Annotated in this window: 19 protein-coding genes; 7 read left to right on the top strand and 12 right to left on the bottom strand. The window is 60.5% G+C overall.

Translation table 11 applies throughout. The features are described from left to right. Window positions 1-198: 198 nt before the first annotated feature. Window positions 199-396, top strand: coding sequence for a hypothetical protein (locus ACRQ1B_RS00885; RefSeq protein ID WP_432291796.1), 198 nt, complete (start codon window positions 199-201; stop codon window positions 394-396). An 80-nt stretch (window positions 397-476) separates the two neighbouring features. Here ACRQ1B_RS00885 and ACRQ1B_RS00880 read toward each other — a convergent pair whose 3' ends face one another. After that, entirely contained in the window at window positions 477-980 is a 504-nt protein-coding gene (locus ACRQ1B_RS00880; RefSeq protein WP_432291795.1) for a ferritin-like domain-containing protein, read from the bottom strand. Between the two features lie 158 nt (window positions 981-1138). Here ACRQ1B_RS00880 and ACRQ1B_RS00875 point away from each other — a divergent pair, with 158 nt between their 5' ends. Both ACRQ1B_RS00875 and ACRQ1B_RS00870 read left to right on the top strand, forming a co-directional pair. Next, window positions 1139-1303, top strand: coding sequence for a hypothetical protein (locus tag ACRQ1B_RS00875; protein ID WP_432291794.1), 165 nt, complete (start codon window positions 1139-1141; stop codon window positions 1301-1303). Between the two features lie 110 nt (window positions 1304-1413). After that, entirely contained in the window at window positions 1414-2928 is a 1515-nt protein-coding gene (locus ACRQ1B_RS00870; protein WP_432291793.1) for a phospholipase D-like domain-containing protein, read from the top strand. Here ACRQ1B_RS00870 and ACRQ1B_RS00865 read toward each other — a convergent pair. Next, window positions 2890-3924 carry a lysylphosphatidylglycerol synthase domain-containing protein gene (locus tag ACRQ1B_RS00865; protein WP_432291792.1) on the bottom strand — a complete coding sequence of 345 codons (1035 nt, stop codon included), beginning with the start codon at window positions 3922-3924 and terminating at the stop codon, window positions 2890-2892. The two genes, ACRQ1B_RS00870 and ACRQ1B_RS00865, sit on opposite strands and share 39 nt — an antisense overlap. Here ACRQ1B_RS00865 and ACRQ1B_RS00860 point away from each other — a divergent pair. Beyond that, window positions 3923-4690: an endonuclease/exonuclease/phosphatase family protein gene (locus ACRQ1B_RS00860; protein WP_432291791.1), complete on the top strand. Its 768-nt coding sequence runs from the start codon at window positions 3923-3925 to the stop codon at window positions 4688-4690. The two genes, ACRQ1B_RS00865 and ACRQ1B_RS00860, sit on opposite strands and share 2 nt — an antisense overlap. Before the next feature lie 133 nt (window positions 4691-4823). Here the strand turns inward: ACRQ1B_RS00860 and ACRQ1B_RS00855 are convergent, their stop codons facing one another. The 4 genes from ACRQ1B_RS00855 to ACRQ1B_RS00840 all read right to left on the bottom strand — a co-directional run bounded on the left by ACRQ1B_RS00855 (window position 4824) and on the right by ACRQ1B_RS00840 (window position 8039). Then, complete coding sequence (locus ACRQ1B_RS00855; RefSeq protein ID WP_432293775.1) at window positions 4824-5639, bottom strand: ABC transporter permease; 816 nt, start codon at window positions 5637-5639, stop codon at window positions 4824-4826. Window positions 5640-5643: 4 nt separating this feature from the next. Beyond that, the gene (locus ACRQ1B_RS00850) at window positions 5644-6351 is read right to left on the bottom strand and encodes an ABC transporter permease (RefSeq protein ID WP_432291790.1); all 708 of its coding nucleotides are present in this window, start codon (window positions 6349-6351) and stop codon (window positions 5644-5646) included. 94 nt (window positions 6352-6445) lie between these two features. Further along, window positions 6446-7228 (bottom strand): transporter substrate-binding domain-containing protein, encoded by a 783-nt coding sequence (locus tag ACRQ1B_RS00845; protein ID WP_432291789.1) that lies wholly within the window; start codon window positions 7226-7228, stop codon window positions 6446-6448. Window positions 7229-7265: 37 nt separating this feature from the next. Beyond that, on the bottom strand, window positions 7266-8039 hold the full coding sequence (locus ACRQ1B_RS00840) for an ABC transporter ATP-binding protein (RefSeq protein WP_432291788.1): 774 nt from the start codon (window positions 8037-8039) through the stop codon (window positions 7266-7268). A gap of 221 nt (window positions 8040-8260) precedes the next feature. On the opposite strand from ACRQ1B_RS00840, the gene ACRQ1B_RS00835 reads away from it, so the two are divergent. From ACRQ1B_RS00835 to ACRQ1B_RS00825, 3 genes are read left to right on the top strand one after another with little or no spacing between them, the layout of a single operon-like run. Continuing rightward, window positions 8261-9139: a dimethylarginine dimethylaminohydrolase family protein gene (locus ACRQ1B_RS00835; RefSeq protein ID WP_432291787.1), complete on the top strand. Its 879-nt coding sequence runs from the start codon at window positions 8261-8263 to the stop codon at window positions 9137-9139. Further along, window positions 9136-9831 carry a TetR/AcrR family transcriptional regulator gene (locus ACRQ1B_RS00830; protein ID WP_432291786.1) on the top strand — a complete coding sequence of 232 codons (696 nt, stop codon included), beginning with the start codon at window positions 9136-9138 and terminating at the stop codon, window positions 9829-9831. The genes ACRQ1B_RS00835 and ACRQ1B_RS00830 overlap by 4 nt, the downstream gene beginning before the upstream one ends. Next, on the top strand, window positions 9831-11012 hold the full coding sequence (locus tag ACRQ1B_RS00825) for a pyridoxal phosphate-dependent aminotransferase (RefSeq protein ID WP_432291785.1): 1182 nt from the start codon (window positions 9831-9833) through the stop codon (window positions 11010-11012). The genes ACRQ1B_RS00830 and ACRQ1B_RS00825 overlap by 1 nt, the downstream gene beginning before the upstream one ends. A gap of 226 nt (window positions 11013-11238) precedes the next feature. On the opposite strand, the gene ACRQ1B_RS00820 is transcribed toward ACRQ1B_RS00825, so the two are convergent. The 6 genes from ACRQ1B_RS00820 to ACRQ1B_RS00795 all read right to left on the bottom strand — a co-directional run bounded on the left by ACRQ1B_RS00820 (window position 11239) and on the right by ACRQ1B_RS00795 (window position 16080). Continuing rightward, on the bottom strand, window positions 11239-11529 hold the full coding sequence (locus ACRQ1B_RS00820; RefSeq protein ID WP_432291784.1) for a hypothetical protein: 291 nt from the start codon (window positions 11527-11529) through the stop codon (window positions 11239-11241). 64 nt (window positions 11530-11593) lie between these two features. Then, the gene (locus ACRQ1B_RS00815; RefSeq protein WP_432291783.1) at window positions 11594-12277 is read right to left on the bottom strand and encodes an ABC transporter ATP-binding protein; all 684 of its coding nucleotides are present in this window, start codon (window positions 12275-12277) and stop codon (window positions 11594-11596) included. Next, window positions 12277-13038: an ABC transporter ATP-binding protein gene (locus ACRQ1B_RS00810; RefSeq protein WP_432291782.1), complete on the bottom strand. Its 762-nt coding sequence runs from the start codon at window positions 13036-13038 to the stop codon at window positions 12277-12279. Before ACRQ1B_RS00810 ends, ACRQ1B_RS00815 begins: the two co-directional genes overlap by 1 nt. Beyond that, entirely contained in the window at window positions 13031-14002 is a 972-nt protein-coding gene (locus tag ACRQ1B_RS00805) for a branched-chain amino acid ABC transporter permease (RefSeq protein ID WP_432293774.1), read from the bottom strand. The genes ACRQ1B_RS00810 and ACRQ1B_RS00805 overlap by 8 nt, the downstream gene beginning before the upstream one ends. 11 nt (window positions 14003-14013) lie before the next feature. After that, on the bottom strand, window positions 14014-14934 hold the full coding sequence (locus tag ACRQ1B_RS00800; RefSeq protein WP_432291781.1) for a branched-chain amino acid ABC transporter permease: 921 nt from the start codon (window positions 14932-14934) through the stop codon (window positions 14014-14016). A 9-nt stretch (window positions 14935-14943) separates the two neighbouring features. Further along, window positions 14944-16080: an ABC transporter substrate-binding protein gene (locus ACRQ1B_RS00795; protein ID WP_432291780.1), complete on the bottom strand. Its 1137-nt coding sequence runs from the start codon at window positions 16078-16080 to the stop codon at window positions 14944-14946. Window positions 16081-16164: the final 84 nt, after the last annotated feature.

The raw sequence follows: 16164 nt of genomic DNA, 5'->3' as shown, positions 1-16164 counted from the left end.
CCTGAGTGAAAGGATGCTGCAGCTTGGCGCTCCCGCCATGCCCGATACCGTATCGCAGCAAGCAATAGCCTTGCAAAGCCCCTGCAAAGGCGTAGGCTTTGCCCATCGACGGCCAGGACGATAAAGGGCGGCCGCGACTGGAAGAGCAGGCTACGGACAAGCCTGCAACGCTTTCGCCCCCCATGTGGAGGCAGAAACATGTATTCATCCATGGCTTATCCGACGCTCGATCCGAGAGAGCTCGCATTCCTGCAGAAGTTTTACAACGAGGCCTGCGCCGAGCATGGTTTCCAGGGTGACAGCCTCGCAGCGCAGGATCTCGCAGCGCGGATCATGCTGTCATACCAGAAAGGTGCGCGCACCGAGAGCGACCTCACACGTCACGTCAATGCTTGAAAGCCCTGACGGCATCTCGGTTTGTCCCTCAAAAATACCGCCGCCAGCTTTCCAACTGGCGGCTTTTTATTGACCGCTACTTAGCGCTTGGCCTGAAGGTCGCGTTCGTCCCGCATCAGGTAGATGCGGGTCAGCACGTCAAGATGGTCATGCAGCCAGTTGGCCATGGCGACCTCCTGCTCGAGGATACGCGACAGCACGTCTTCCGCCTCGTCGTCGCCGAGTTCATCGGCGGCGGCCAGCAGAACCCGATAGCTGGCAATTTCTCCCTGCTCGAAAATATAGGTCGACATCGCGCCCTTGATGATCTCGTCACCCGCCAGCATGCCGCTTATGCCCTGCGCCGCGGTGCTGAGCTTGCCAGCTACCGTACGGATCAGCGGTGGCCCCGCACTGCGTTCCAGAAGGCCGCGTAACAATTCCTGCTGGGCTTCGGTTTCGACCAGGTGCTCCTCCAATCGACCCTTGAGATCCGGATAGTTCTGGATCCGGTTGACCTGGCTGGTCAGCATGGTGATCGACTGGCCTTCTGCGGCAAATGCATCGCGAAGCCAGATATTGAAATGATCTTGGACATGGGTCATCGCTCAACCTCTCCTCTCTGCTGCGCATGCGTTTCAATCAGGCCGATAACGTCGGCAATACTGAGGCGGTTCCGAGAAACGGGCATTTTGCGACGGAACAATCCCCGCGCTGCCCTGTTTCCGAAAGAGGCTCCGCAAAGCAGACGAAGGAATATTTCATGCCAGATCCTCGCGAACCGAGCGAACAGCCACCAATGCCGGCCCCCGACTGGGCACCGGAACCACCGATCCAGGAACCGGAGCCGGACAGGCTTCCCGATGAGGTGCCGCTTCCCAATCCCGACGAAACGGACGCACCACCACTGCACTCCAGACACCTCTAGCGAATACACGGACTTGAAGCGGATCCGGCCTGCAGAAGCTTGCTCCATATGGGAACAAGCCGCAGGCCTTGCGCGTTATCGGCCACGACGGAATTTTAGGGCGTGACCACGTGTATCCGATATCCAAGACGAGCAGTCATTCCGAAACAAAGGTAGCGGAATCCATTATCAGGCATGGGCGCAATGCGTGGCGTACGGCGGTCGCCACCAAAGCCGCTTTTCTCATCGACGGCGCCGATTATTACCGCCGCCTCGAACAAGTCATCCTGCGCGCCCGCAAATCCATTTTCATCATCGGCTGGGATTTCAATCCCGACATTCTTCTGCGTCCCGGTGATGCCGACAGCCCAACGATCGGTGCGCTTCTGCGCCGCCGTGTCGAGGAGGAACCGGGTCTTGAGATTCGTATCCTCGTCTGGGGCATGGGGCCGGTCTATTCCGGCAAGAGTTTTCGTATGTTCAGGGAAATGGAGTGGAACGCGCATGAGCGCATCTCGCTTCGGTTCGATTTCGGCCATCCCCTGCGCGCCAGCCATCACCAGAAGATTGTCTGCATCGACGATTCCGTCGCGTTCCTCGGCGGCATCGACCTGACGGCGCGCCGGTGGGATACGCGTGACCATGCCATCGATCAGCCATTGCGCATCTCCCCGGATGGCAAACCTTACGGCCCCGTGCATGATATGCAGGGCATTGTTTCAGGTGAAGCAGCCCGCATTGTCGGGGAAGTGGCGCGCAAACGCTGGAAACGGGCAACGCGCGAAATCGTGCCGCTCGATGCCGAAGGCGACAGACAGCATGCCAAAACCTTGTGGCCGGACGATCTGGAAGCGGCGCTCGAAAATTGTCCGACCGGACTGGCGCTTACCATGCCGTGGCGCTGGCACGGCAAGCGCGGACACCGGGAGTCGATCCGGCTGACGCATGATGCATTGCGTGCCGCCCAACGTCACATTTATCTCGAATCCCAGTATCTCGCGTCTTTCGGCGTCGCCCGCACCATCGCCACGCGGCTGCAGGAAGAAGACGGGCCGGAAATCGTCATCCTCGTCACTCGGGAATCCCATGGATTTCTCGAGAAGGTGATGATGGGCAACAACCGCAACCGGCTGATCCGCAAGCTGAAACGCGCTGACCGGTTCAACCGGCTGCGTGTCTATTTTGCCGTGACATCGGATGCGGCGGGCCTTGAACGGGAAATCATCGTGCATTCCAAGCTGATCGTCATCGACGACCGGCTGTTGCGCATCGGCTCGTCCAACCTGAATTATCGCTCGGAGGGGCTGGATACGGAATCCGACCTGGCTTTCGAGCCGGTGACGAAAGAAGGCCGCAAGGCCATCACCGCCATGCGCGACGACCTGCTTGCCGAACATCTGGGCGTGACCCCGGCCGAGATCACGGCTTCGATGACGGAAACCGGATCCATGCTGGTGACGATCGATCGTTACAATGCAGGTGCCCGCGGACTTCGACCTTTCAATGTCGATCTTACCAGGGGCGAGACGGATTCCGTGCTGGGCACCAGTATTGCGGACCCGAAACGGCCGTTCTGGCCTTATCAGCAGGTGCGTTCGCTGTTTCGCCTAAGCCTCTCGCGGCTGACGCTGGGGCTGCTGCGCTGAACGCACCGGACGACGGCGAAAATACGCTTCGCTGGCGATCAGCAATGGCACGCCGATCAAGAGCGGCACGAAATAATAAAGCGCCCGGAACACCACCAGCGCACCGATGGAGGCGCTGGCCGGCATCAGGCTGAGCATGGCCGCCTCCAGCACGCCGAGCCCGCCCGGCACATGGCTGAGGATGGCGGCCAGCATGGCGGTCACATAAGCGGCCGCGACCTCCAGATAGCCGGCATCGGTAAACGCCGTCATCAACTGGTAAAGCGCTGCCGCCACGCAGGCGAAATTGGCCGTGCCGATGGCAACCTGCGCGATGGCGATTTCGGCGGTCGGCGGTTCCAGCCTCCACGATCGCACATGCAAGGTGCGCCGCACCTTGGCGCAGAAGCCGACATAGAGGACCGGCCCCACCAGAAGCAGGAAACCAAGCGCGCGCTTTGCATCACCATCCAGTTCGAGCAGGTCAAGCCCATCGCCCGGCTGCAGAACCAGGGCCAGACCGGCAAGTGTCATCAGGCCGAGCGCGACGGTAACGCCGCAAAACAGGATGACTTTGGCCACCTGCTCACCGGAGAGACCCCAACGCGCGTAAAAGCGATAACGCACCGTGCCGCTGGAAAGCGCGGCCACGCCGATATTGTGGCCGATGGACAATGCCGTAAACGATGTCAACGCGGCTTTGCGATAAGGCAGCGGCCGCCCGACATATTTGAGCGCGAGCATGTCGAACCAGCTGAGGCAGACATATGACCCGATCACGAAGCCAAACCCGCTGGCAATGCGCCAGGCCGGAATCTCACCCATCGACGCGCGAATATCGGCAATGCTGTAGCGCCCAAGCGCCCTGTAGACGAGCCAGGCGGCAATGCAGACGGCAAGCGCGATAACGATCCTGATAAACTGGCGCTTCACCTGTGATATACTCCCTGCCCGCGACATCTGTTTTCGATTGTCGTAGCGGAACGAAAAGCCGGGCAAAGGTGTTCCCTGCTTCATGAACGACCGTCCGACAATTTTGACGCCAGCCGTGGCCGCCACACAGACCCGGCGCCTAAAAATCCTCAGCTACAATGTGCATTCCTGCATCGGCACCGACAAAAAGCTCGATCCGGCCCGTATCGCCGATGTCATTGCCGGACTGGAGCCGGATATCATCGGCTTGCAGGAACTCGATGTCGGCCGGAGGCGTAGCGGTAGCATCGATCAGGCCCATGTGTTCGCCTCGCTTCTGAAAATGCATTTTCACTTTCATCCGGCATTGAAGGTGGAAGACGAGCACTATGGCGACGCCATTCTCACCGCCTTTCCGATGCGCCTCATCAAGGCCGGCGCCCTGCCCTCCTATGGCGAGCCGCGCGGCGCGCTCTGGGCGGAAATCGACATCGGCGGACGTCCATTGCAGGTGTTCAACACCCATCTCGGCCTGTTCCGCCGCGAGCGCGTACGGCAATCATCGATTATCACCGGACCGGACTGGATCAATCATCCCGACGCCTTTGGAAAACCCCGTCTGCTGATGGGCGATTTCAACTCCATTCCCTCCTCGCCGGCCTATCGCCAGCTTTCGGGCGCGATGCGGGATATCGGTGTGGAGACCGGAAAGGTGGCAAGCCGCACCTTTCCCTCACGCTTTCCGCTGCTGCGGCTGGATCATGTCTTTGTTGCCGATGGACCGAAGATCGTCAAAGCCGAAGCGGTATCGACACCGCTGACACGGCTTGCCTCGGACCACCTGCCGCTGCGTGTGACGGTCGATTTGTAGGACAACGGAACCAAATCACGCGATCGCTGTTGATGGTATGTGTCGGCGTCTACAACCACGTCGGCACGTCATGGATACCTCCCCCTCTGGCGCTTCCCTTGATGAAAGGGAAGCGCCTTTCTTTTGGGAGAGATCAGGCTCCGCGGCTCGGAATACGGTTTTCGAGGAAGCGGAAACCCACGACCAGAATGCCGGTCAACACCAGATAGATCAGCGCCAGAAGCAAAAGCGGCTCATAAGTCAGGAACGTGTCCTGGCGCACCTTGGAGATCACCGAATAGGTTTCGACGACCGTGATGGTGGCAACCAATGGCGTCGATTTCAGCTGCAGCACGGTTTCGCCGTTCAATATCGGCAGCGAACGCTGGATGGCGCGCGGCAGCCAGATGCGGCGGAACAATGTGAAACGGCCCATGCCGAAAGCGCGTGCCGCTTCCAGTTCGCCGCGCGGCACCCCGGCAAAGGCACCCCGCATCACCTCGCCCTCATACGCCGCGAAGGAGAGAAGCAGCGCCGTAAAACCATAGGGCCATGCCTGGCGCAGATAAGGCCACATGAAGGACTGGCGGATTTCCGGGAACTGCGCAAACAGCGAGCCGAGCCCGTAATACAGCAACCACAGTTGCAGCAGCAGCGGCGTGCCACGGATGATCGTGCAGAAACCGTTGGCGAGCCATTTCAGCGGTCGCGGTCCGGTGACCTGCACGAGGCCGAGCGGCACGGCGAGCAGGAAACCGAAAAACGAGGTCGTCACCAGCAGAACCAGCGTCTGCCAGATGCCGGCAATCAGGCGATCCTGATATTTCGGCAGCCAGTCCCAGCGCATGTAGATGACGGCGCAGGCGAAGATGCCGGCAAACACCGCCATGAGGAACAGCCGGTGCGGCTCCAACAGGCTGCGGGCCTTTGGTGGCTTATAGGCAGGCAGGATCGTGGCTTCGTCCTTGATCATCTCATGCCTCCCGCACCATGCCCCGGCGCGAGCGTTTTTCGATCATGCCGATGACGATATTGGAGACGAGCGTGACGGCGAGATAAAGCGCACCAGCCGCAAGGAAAAAGGTCATGTAATGTTTGGTCGAACCGGCCGCCTGCCGCGTCACCAGCGTCAACTCGCTGAAACCGACGACGGCAAGCAGTGCGGTATCCTTTGTGGCGATAAGCCAGAGATTGGACAGGCCCGGCACCGCATAAGGCAGCATGGCCGGCAGCGTGACACGACGCAGCGCCAGCAACGGCGACATGCCGTAGGCGCGCGCCGCTTCGACCTGCCCCGGTGGAATGGCCTTGATGGCGCCACGCAAGACCTCGGTGGAATAGGCGCCCTGCACCACGCCGATGACAAAAATGCCGGCGGCAAGGCCGCTGATATCGGCAGACGGCAGGCCGAGAAGCGCCAGAAACTGGTTCACCAGATCGGTGCCGGCATAATAGAGCAGCAGGATCAGCACCAGTTCGGGAATGGCCCGCACCAGCGTGGTGTAGACTTCCAGAAGGTCGCGAACGATCGGCCCGCCATAAAGCTTGCCGGAAGCACCGCCGATGCCGATGACGAGGCCGAGCAGATAACCGCCGACCGCAAGCTGCAGGGAACTGAAAAGACCAGCCAGCAGAACGCCGCCCCAGCCGGGGGGAGAAAGAGCAAGCAGGCTCAGGTCCATGGAATTACCGCCATTCTAGGATCGGCTCCGTCAGGAGGGATCAAAACAGAACGGTTCCGGCGGCAAACCGCCGGAACCGCGATCAATCAGGCAATCACTTGCCGTAGACGTCGAAGTCGAAATAGTTCTTCGAGAACTTTTCGTAGGTACCGTTGTCGCGGATCGCCTTGATGGCGGCGTTCAGCTTGCCCTTCAGTTCGTCATCGCCCTTGCGCAGGCCAAAACCGATACCGGCGCCCAGAACGGCCGGATCATCGGCAACATCGCCCTTCTTGTCGCAGCAGGCCTTGCCCTGTTCCGAGTTGAGAAAGGCATCGAGCGTGATCGCATCGGCGAAAACCGCATCGACGCGGCCGGCGGCCAGATCGTTATTGGCTTCGTCCAGCGTCTGGTATTCCTTGATCTCGCTCACCGAGTCCTTGAAATGCTTTTGGGCATATTCGGCATGGATGGTGGAAACCTGCACGCCGAGGATCTTGTCTTTCAGGCCGGCTGCATCCGCCGTGAAGGTTGCTTCCTTCGGGCCGACAAGCGATGCGGGTGTGTTGTAATACTTGTCGGAGAAATCGATCGTCTTCAGGCGTTCGTCGGTGATCGACATCGACGACAGGATGGTGTCGATCTTCTTGCTGGTCAGCGCCGGAATGAGACCATCCCAGGCGATCGGCGTAATCTCGCATTCCAGCTTGGCTTCGGCGCAGACGGCGTTCATCAGGTCGACTTCCCAGCCAACCCACTTGCCGCTGGCATCCGGCGAGGTGAACGGCGGATAGGGTTCGGCGGCAACGCCCATCTTGATCGGTGCGGCCGATGCGGCACCGACAGCGGCGACGCCAACCAGCGCTGCGAGCGCCACGGTCTTCAAAATGCTTTTCATGGTTTGTCCCCTTAAGTTTGCAGGATTTTTTGGTGCTTCAATGAATGGAGCTGATGAATTTCTTCAGCCGCTCCGATTTCGGATCTTCGAAAATCGCCTGTGGTGGCCCCTGTTCCTCGATGACGCCGCCATGCAGAAACACCACATGGCTCGCCACCTGGCGGGCAAACTTCATTTCATGGGTGACGAGGATCATGGTGCGCTTTTCCTGCGCCAGATCGCCGATGACCGACAGCACTTCGCCCACCAGCTCGGGATCGAGCGCCGATGTCGGCTCGTCAAACAGCATGACCAGCGGCTGGATGGCAAGCGCACGCGCAATCGCCGCGCGCTGCTGCTGGCCACCGGACATAAAGGCGGGATAGGCATTGCGCTTCTCATACAGCCCGACGCGCTTCAGCAGCGTTTCGGCCACCGCGATCGCCTCGTCACGCGGCTGTTTGAGCACATGCACCGGCACTTCGATGACATTCTGCAACACCGTCATGTGCTGCCAGAGATTGAAATTCTGGAACACCATGCCGAGCTGGGTGCGGATGCGCTGCACCTGACGACGGTTGGCCGGCATCAGTCCGCCGTCACCATCCGACTTCATCTGGATTTCTTCGCCATGCACCGTGACAGAACCGGCGCTCGGCAGTTCCAGCATGTTGATGCAACGCAGGAGCGTCGACTTGCCGGAACCCGAACCGCCGATAATGGCGATCACGTCACCCTGTTTGGCCGTCAGGGACACACCCTTCAGGACCTCAAGCGGGCCAAACCGCTTGTGGAGGTCTTTGACCTCGATGGCTTGCGCCGTATCACTCATTCACACCGTCACCGCCGGGCTTTTGCCGCCCGATCTGCTGTTTTGACTTGTTCCCCCAGCGCATATCTCTGGGCCGCCTCGCTGGTCTTGCAGCCCGATTTTGGTGCAACTTTTGCACTTGTCCAAAAATTACTCAAGCGTATAATAAGCATTCAGCAAGGCCCTGCAGGGCTTTTGCGCCATCCACATATGATCCACCCACACATTTCCAGGGGTTTTACATGAGTGATTACGGTTGCCAGGCCATGTCGGAGCGGCTTTTGCGTGTAGTCATGCGTCGACCGGGACCGAGCCTTCTTGGCGCAGATGCGGCAAAGTGGCACTACGGCCCAACCTTCGACGCGGCCAAGGCAATCGATCAACACAAGGTGTTCGCAAGCCTTGTGGAAAAGTCCGGCGCGCAGGTGCTGTGGATCGAGGATAACGGCGATGGGCTCGCCGACGCGATGTTCACCCACGACCCTTCGCTGATGACCGACAAGGGTGCGGTGATCCTGCGCATGGGCAAGCCGCTCAGGTCCGCCGAGCCGGATCTGCATGAAAACACCTATCGCGATGCCGGTATCCCGATCCTCGGGCGCATCGAAGCGCCGGGCACGGTCGAAGGCGGCGATTGCATCTGGGTGGATCACGAGACGCTGGCGATCGGCCGCGGCGTGCGCTCCAACCAGGCCGGCATCGAACAGATGCAGGCCATTCTGAAGCCTATCGGCGTCACCGTTCTGGGTTTCGACCTGCCGCTGTGGCAGGGCGAGGAAGCCTGCCTGCACCTGATGTCGGTGATGAGCCCGCTGGCGCCGAAACTGGCGCTCGTGCATGCGCCGCTGATGCCCGCAGCCTTTTACATGCTGCTGCGCGAGCGCGGCTACACGCTGATCCATGCGCCGGAAGCGGATTTTGCCGCCAGCAACGGCCTCAATCTCAACGTTTTGCCGGTCACACCGAACCATGTCATCATGGTCAGCGGTTTTCCGGAGACCAAGGCGGCGATGGAAGCCCATGGTTGCACGGTCGAAACATTCGAGGCAGATGCATTGTGCATCGCCTGCGAAGGCGGACCAACCTGCCTCACCCGCCCCATCCTCAGGGAGAAAAATTGAGCCGACGGACCTTTCATCGGGCAAGCGAAGCGGAGCGGCGTGAGGACCTCATTGCCGCAACGCTCGACTGTATCGCCGAATTCGGCATACAGGGCGCAACCGTGCGCCAGATCGCGGCCCGCGCCGGCGTGACCGGCGGCCTGATCCGCCACTATTTCGACAGCAAGGACCAGATGATGCAGGCCGCCTATCGCGAGATGATGGCGGCCATGACATCCGGTTCCATCGAGGCGGCCAACAGCGCCGGCACGGCAAAACAGCGGCTTGGCCGTTTCATCGATGCCAACCATTCGGCCACCGTCACCGATCCGCGCATGCTGTCGCTGTGGGCGGCCTTTATCGGCCATATACCGCACGATCCGGTGTTTGCCGCCATCCACCGCGAGCATTATACGACGATCCTGTCCGCGCTCGAAAACCTGTTGCGCGATTTCTTTACGGAAAACGGGCGCGCCGACGAAATCCCCCGCTGCCGTCACCACACGGTTGCGCTGACCGGCCTGCTGGACGGGCTGTGGCTGGAGGCAACTTTGGCCAACGACCTCTTTGCCGACGGCGAACTATCCACCCTCGCCTTTCGCTCCGTAGAAGCCTTGCTTGGCCTCAAAACCGGCGAACTTTCCCCATCAGAACACATTGCACCGGGCACACATAACCTCCCGGTCATCGCACCAACCGAGAAAGACATTTGATGCGTTACGCCTCCATCACCGACCGCCTTGCCCATCTCGGCTCCGGTCGCTGGGCCCTCCACACCAATGCGCGCCGCATGAAAGCGGCAGGGGAGGACATTATCGAACTGACGATCGGTGAACCGGATGTCGCCCCCGACCAGGCACTGCTCGATGAAGCCTCGCGCGCCATGTATGCCGGCCGCACCCGTTATTCCAACGGTCGCGGCGAACCGGCGGTGCTGAAGGCGCTGGTGGAAAAGTATTCGAAGCGCCGCGCCGGCATCAGCGAACGCAACTTTCTCTGCTTCCCCGGCACCCAGACGGCGCTTTACGGCGTCATGACCGGCCTTGTCGAACGCGGTGATGGCGTGCTGGTCGGTGATCCGCTTTACGCGACATATGAAGGCGTGATCGCCTCCACCGGCGCCCACATGATCCCCGTGCCGCTGCGCCCGGAGAAAAAATTCCACCTGCAGGCAGCCGACCTCGAACGCGCGATCACGCCGGAAGCCCGCGTGCTGCTGCTCAACACCCCGCACAACCCGACCGGCGCCGTACTGACCGAAGCAGAAGTCGCCGCCATCGGCGAGGTCTGCCGCCGCCATGATCTCTGGATTGTGTCGGACGAAGTTTATGAAGAACTGATTTTTGAAGGCGTGAAATTCGCCTCGCCCTTCGACATCCCGGAACTGGCCGACCGCACCATCGCCGTCTCGTCAATCTCGAAATCGCATGCCGCACCGGGTTTCCGCAGCGGTTGGGCTGCCGGGCCGGAAGAGTTTTGTGAAAAGGTCCTGCCGGTATCGGAAACCATGCTGTTCGGCGTACAGCCGTTCATCTCGGATATGACGGCACTGGCGCTGTCAAAACATTTCGATACGGCCGATGTGATGCGCGCCAACTACGCACGCCGCGCTGCCATCGTCGCCAAAAGCTTTGAAGGCAGCAATCTGATCAAGCCGATGATGCCGGAAGGTGGCATGTTCATCCTGCTCGATGTCACCGCCACCGGTCTCGGCGGTGAGGAATTCGCCTGGGAGCTTTTGCGCGAGGAAAAGGTGGCGGTGATGCCCGGCACCTCGTTCGGCGATCAGGCAGCAGGCTTCCTGCGCATCTCGCTGACAGTGCCGGAAGATGTGCTAGCAACCGCGATGCAACGGGTTGCGGCGCTCGCGGGACGGCTGGCGGCGAAGGCGTGATGCTATCATAGGAAGTCGGTGCCGTTCAGCCGATCTCCCCCCCTTGAGGGGGAGATGTCCGGCAGGACAGAGAGGGGTGTTGCTGGCACAAATACCGCTTTCGCCACACCTGCCGCACCGTTGCTTACCGCCCTCTGTCACCTTTCGGTGACATCTCCCCTTCAAGGGGGAGATTATTGGGAGCAATAGGCACCGTCCTCAATCCACAATAAATGACGTTGAGGCTCTACTCTGCCTCTTCACGCCCACGCCGGGCCTCGCGCTCGGCGGGATCGTCATCCATGTCGATCTCGTAAGGCGCGACGTAACCGCCAGAATCCCCGGCATCTACGATATGGCTGGCATGACCGGCCGGCCGGTCACCTTCAAATTCCTTCTTGGCGCGGCGCAGATCGGCGGTGATGGGATCGCGGGCATGATGCGGCGCCTCACCCGTGCCGCACGAGCGGGCGATATTGGGCTGACTGCTGCCGAACTTGCGGGCTTCCTGGCTTTCGTTTCCGGTACGGTCCTGCATGACGGGTCCTCCTGCCGTTTCAGGAAGGATAACATGCCTTGAGAAGACTTGGTTCCGAAACAGATCAAATCCCGAGATAACGATCCTGCAGGTCGGGCGTGAGAGCATCCGGCTGACCGCTCCAGACGCTGCGGCCGTTTTCGAGAATGACGCAGCGATCCGCCACCGGCAGAAGTTCAGCCAACGTCTTGTCGACCACGAGAATGGACAGGCCATTCTCTTTAAGCGAACGGATCGCTCGCCAAATATCCTGCCGGATAACGGGGGCCAGTCCTTCGGTCGCCTCGTCCAGTATCAGCAGGCGTGGATTGGTCATCAGCGCCCGGCCGATTGCCAGCATCTGCTGTTCGCCGCCCGACAGCGATTTCGCCATCTGCGCATGCCGTTCATCGAGACGCGGAAACAGGTCATTGACCCGCTTCAATGTCCACGCGCCCTGGCGCGCGGCGGCGACGAGGTTTTCATGCACGGTGAGGTTCGCAAAACAACGACGCCCTTCCGGCACAAGCCCGAGGCCCAGCCGCGCCACCTTATGCGGCGGCAGCTTTTCCGTCGATCGACCGGCAAAGGTGATGCTGCCGGATTTCGGCGGCATGAGATTGCAGATCGACCTGATGGTGGTCGATTTGCCCATGCCGTTGCGGCCCATCAGCGCCACGACCTCGCCTTCGGCAACAGACAGATCGACGCCAAAAAGCGCCTGGCTGCTGCCGTAGAATGTGGTGATGTCCTGAACCTCGAGCAGCATCAGGCATGATCTCCGAGATAGGCGGCGCGCACCGCAGGATCACGACGGATTTCCTCCACCGTACCGGTGGCGATGATGCGGCCATAAACCAGCACCGAGATACGATCGGCGAGCGCGAACACCGCATCCATATCGTGTTCCACCAGCAGGATCGGCGCTTCGTGGCGCAGGCCGTCGAGAAAACCGGTCAGCCGTTTCGAGCCTTCCGGCCCCATGCCCGCCATCGGTTCATCCAGCAGAAACGCCTTGGAACCGAGCGCCAATGCAATGGCAATTTCCAGCTGGCGTCGCTCGCCATGCGACAGCTCCGCCGCCGGAATTTTTGCACGGCTTGCAAGCCCGACCCGCTCCAGCATCACCATGGCCTGATCGATCAGGCTGCGATCACGCATGACCGGCTTGAAGAAACGAAAACTCGACCCGGCCTTTGCCTGCACCGCCAGCATGACATTGCGCAGAGCCGAAAACTCCGGCGCCAGCGACGACACCTGAAACGTCCGCCCCAACCCTAGCCACGCGCGTTCGGCAACGCCCATGCGGCCGATATCCTGGCCCGCAAACCGGATCGTGCCGCTATCCGGTTTTTCCGTGCCGCAGATCTGGTGGATCAGCGTCGATTTGCCCGCGCCATTGGGGCCGATCAGCGCATGGATTTCGCCCGGACGCAGATCGAGCGTCACGCCATCGGTGGCGCGCAATGCGCCGAATTTTTTGACGAGATCGGTGATTTCGAGAACCGGTTGAGCGACAAGATCAGCCATGACGCGCCTTTCCGGCCAGAAGCCCGATCAGCCCGCCACGCGCAAACAGCACGACGCCGAGCAGGATCAGCCCGAGAAAGAACTGCCAGCGTTCGGTCAAACCGCCCAGTGCGAACTCGAAGATGACATAAAGCATCGCCCCCGCCACCGGCCCGAACAATCGGCCGGTGCCGCCGAGAATGATCAGCACGATCAACTCGCCCGACATGTGCCAGGAGAGCATGGAGGGGCTGACGAACTTGTTGAGATCCGCATACAGCGCGCCGGCAAGCCCCGTCATCATCGCCGAGATCACAAAGGCCGTGAGCCGAATGCCATAAGGCGAGATACCGACCGAGGCGACACGCACCTCGTTTTGCCGCGCCGCCTGCAATGCCGTTCCGAAACGTGAGCTGCGCAACAGGGCGAACAGGCCGATACAGGCGATGAGCACGCCATAACAGAGCAGAAAAAAGCTCAGCGGCAGCATGGTGTTGATGCCCGGAAACTGGTTGCGCACCAGAATGGACAGCCCGTCCTCGCCGCCATAGGTCGGCCAGGAGAAGGCGAAATAATAGACCATCTGCGCAAAGGCGAGCGTGATCATAATGAAATAGACGCCTGATGTGCGCAGGCTGATCGCGCCGATAGCCAATCCCGCCAGACCACATGCGATCACGGCAAAGATCCAGATCACCGGCATCTGGTTGCTGCCCTCGAAACCGAACATCATCGGTTCGCCGGAGAAGACATGGCTTGCCAGAATGCCAGCCGCATAACCGCCGATACCGAAAAACACCGCATGGCCGAAGGAGACGAGACCGCCGAGGCCGAGCGCGATATTGAGGCCGGTGGCGGCGAGCGCCAGCACGGCGATGCGGGTGGCAAGCGTGACGGTGAACGGCTGGCCCATCTGGCTGGCCGCAACCGGCACGACCAGCAGCAGCAGCGCCAGAACGAGATTGATGAAGTTTTCGCGGGTCATGCTCATGCCGGTCAGGCCTTTGCCGGGAAAAGGCCGCGCGGCCGAAACGCCAGCACCAGCGCCATGACGATATAGATCAGCATGGCCGACAGCGACGCGCCGACCGTACCTGCCGTCGAAGCCGGCAGGACGAGACCCAGAAGCGACGGCAACAGAAAACGCCCCAGCGTATCGGTGAGGCCGACGATCAGTGCGCCCACCAATGCCCCCTTGATCGAGCCGATGCCACCGATGACGATGACGACGAAAGCGAGGATCAGCACCGGTTCACCCATGCCGACCTGCACCGATTGCAGCGCGCCTACCAGCGCGCCAGCAAGTCCGGCCAAGGCCGAGCCGAGCGCAAACACGACCGTGTAAAGCGTGCGGATATCGACACCGAGGGCGGCGATCATTTCACGGTCGCTTTCACCGGCGCGGATGCGCATGCCGAGCCGGGTTTTCGAGATCAGCAGATAAAGGCCCAAAGCCACCAGCGCGCCGACGCCGATAATCGCGAGACGATAAAGCGGATAGGCTTCAATGCCCGGCAGCGGTACGGCACCCGAAAGCAGCGGCGGAATGTCGAGATAAAGCGGAAACGACCCGAACAGCCAGCGCGCGCCCTCGGAGAAGATCAGGATCAGCGCAAAGGTGGCCAGAACCTGATCGAGATGATCGCGATCATACAGCTTTCGGATCACCAGAAACTCGACGATCGCCCCGGCCGCAGCTGCACAGACAAGGCTTGCGATGAGACCGAGCCAGAACGAACCCGTGGCCGCCGCCACGCCCGCGCAGGCAAAGGCGCCGACCATGTAGAGCGAACCATGGGCGAGATTGATCAGGCCCATGACGCCGAAGATCAGCGTCAGCCCGGCCGCCATGAGAAACAGCATGACGCCGAGCTGCAGGCCATTGAGCAGTTGCTCGAGGGCAAGAGACAGGATCACCAAAAACCCTTACATCTTGCAGTCTTTGGCATAGGCATCGCCGTGATCGGTGAAGATTTTCGACACCGTCTTGTTGGTCAGCACGCCGTCTTCCTTCACCACTTCCGTCACATAGATGTCCTGGATCGGATGCAGGTTGGTGTTGAACTTGAACTTTCCACGCGGCGACTGGATATCGGCAGCCTTCATCGCTTCACCAAAGGCCTTGGCATCCTTGACGCTCGCCTTCGATGCGGCCGACAGGATCAGCTGTGCCGCATCATAGGCCTGCACCGCATAAAGCGACGGCAGACGGCCATATTCCTTCTGGAAGGCCGGCACGAATTTTTTGTTCGCCTCGTTGTCGAGATCTTTCACCCACTGGCCGGACGCTTTCACGCCGAGTGCTGCATCGCCGATCGCCGGCAACACGTCCTGACTGAAGGAAAAACCCGGCCCCATGATCGGCGTTTTGACGCCCGACTGGGCATATTGCTTCATGAAGGAAATGCCCATGCCGCCCGGCAGGAAGGCAAAAACGGCATCGGCGCCGGACGCACGGATCTGGGCGATTTCGGCGGCATAATCGGTCTGGCCGACCTTGGTATAGATTTCCGCCGCCAGCTCACCCTTGTAATAACGCTTGAAGCCGGTCAGCGAATCTTTGCCGGCCGGATAGTTCGGCGCCATGATAAAAATCTTCTTGTAGTCCTTGTTGGCATATTCGCCCATGGCTTCATGAAGATTGTCGTTCTGGTAGGCGGCGTTGAAATAGAGCGGGTTGCACTTTGCACCGGCCAGAGCCGCTGGTGCGGCATTGGTGGACACATAGAATTTTCCCTGCGCATTGGCGCTCGGCGCCACTGCCATCAGCAGGTTCGACCAGACGATACCCGTCAGAATATCGACCTGATCGCTCTGGATCATCTTGTCGGCGATCTGCACCGCCAGTTCCGGCTTCTGTGCGTCATCCTCGGTGATAACGGTAATGTCCTTGTTGCCGGCTTCCTTGATGGCCAGCATGAAACCGTCGCGCGTATCGACACCGAGGCCGGCGCCACCGCCGGACAGCGTGGTGATCAGGCCGATCTTGATCGGCTCGGCAACCGCGAAAGAGGAAACGCTGAGGCTAAGCGCCAGCGTGGCTGCGGACAGAAAGGGCTTCATGGCATGCTCCCGTTGGTTCGACTGTTCCATGGTCTTGTGGCCGTCCGGCATTCTTCGTCCGCACAGGCTTTTTTCTTCCCATCT

The organism is Endobacterium panacihumi (genome assembly GCF_050847465.1).
GTDB lineage: Bacteria > Pseudomonadota > Alphaproteobacteria > Rhizobiales > Rhizobiaceae > Neorhizobium > Neorhizobium panacihumi.
Note: the sequence above shows the minus strand (reverse complement) of the source record. Positions and strands in the feature narration are given on the sequence as shown.

What these genes read in the sequence shown, in the direction of transcription:
- ACRQ1B_RS00810 (WP_432291782.1), bottom strand. Translation starts at nt 13,038, where the DNA reads ATGGCTGATCTTGTCGCTCAACCGGTTCTCGAAATCACCGATCTCGTC.
- ACRQ1B_RS00835 (WP_432291787.1), top strand. Translation starts at nt 8,261, where the DNA reads ATGAGTGATTACGGTTGCCAGGCCATGTCGGAGCGGCTTTTGCGTGTA.
- ACRQ1B_RS00865 (WP_432291792.1), bottom strand. Translation starts at nt 3,924, where the DNA reads ATGAAGCAGGGAACACCTTTGCCCGGCTTTTCGTTCCGCTACGACAAT.
- ACRQ1B_RS00815 (WP_432291783.1), bottom strand. Translation starts at nt 12,277, where the DNA reads ATGCTGCTCGAGGTTCAGGACATCACCACATTCTACGGCAGCAGCCAG.
- ACRQ1B_RS00875 (WP_432291794.1), top strand. Translation starts at nt 1,139, where the DNA reads ATGCCAGATCCTCGCGAACCGAGCGAACAGCCACCAATGCCGGCCCCC.
- ACRQ1B_RS00795 (WP_432291780.1), bottom strand. Translation starts at nt 16,080, where the DNA reads ATGAAGCCCTTTCTGTCCGCAGCCACGCTGGCGCTTAGCCTCAGCGTT.
- ACRQ1B_RS00845 (WP_432291789.1), bottom strand. Translation starts at nt 7,228, where the DNA reads ATGAAAAGCATTTTGAAGACCGTGGCGCTCGCAGCGCTGGTTGGCGTC.
- ACRQ1B_RS00850 (WP_432291790.1), bottom strand. Translation starts at nt 6,351, where the DNA reads ATGGACCTGAGCCTGCTTGCTCTTTCTCCCCCCGGCTGGGGCGGCGTT.
- ACRQ1B_RS00885 (WP_432291796.1), top strand. Translation starts at nt 199, where the DNA reads ATGTATTCATCCATGGCTTATCCGACGCTCGATCCGAGAGAGCTCGCA.
- ACRQ1B_RS00820 (WP_432291784.1), bottom strand. Translation starts at nt 11,529, where the DNA reads ATGCAGGACCGTACCGGAAACGAAAGCCAGGAAGCCCGCAAGTTCGGC.
- ACRQ1B_RS00840 (WP_432291788.1), bottom strand. Translation starts at nt 8,039, where the DNA reads ATGAGTGATACGGCGCAAGCCATCGAGGTCAAAGACCTCCACAAGCGG.
- ACRQ1B_RS00805 (WP_432293774.1), bottom strand. Translation starts at nt 14,002, where the DNA reads ATGACCCGCGAAAACTTCATCAATCTCGTTCTGGCGCTGCTGCTGCTG.
- ACRQ1B_RS00825 (WP_432291785.1), top strand. Translation starts at nt 9,831, where the DNA reads ATGCGTTACGCCTCCATCACCGACCGCCTTGCCCATCTCGGCTCCGGT.
- ACRQ1B_RS00880 (WP_432291795.1), bottom strand. Translation starts at nt 980, where the DNA reads ATGACCCATGTCCAAGATCATTTCAATATCTGGCTTCGCGATGCATTT.
- ACRQ1B_RS00860 (WP_432291791.1), top strand. Translation starts at nt 3,923, where the DNA reads ATGAACGACCGTCCGACAATTTTGACGCCAGCCGTGGCCGCCACACAG.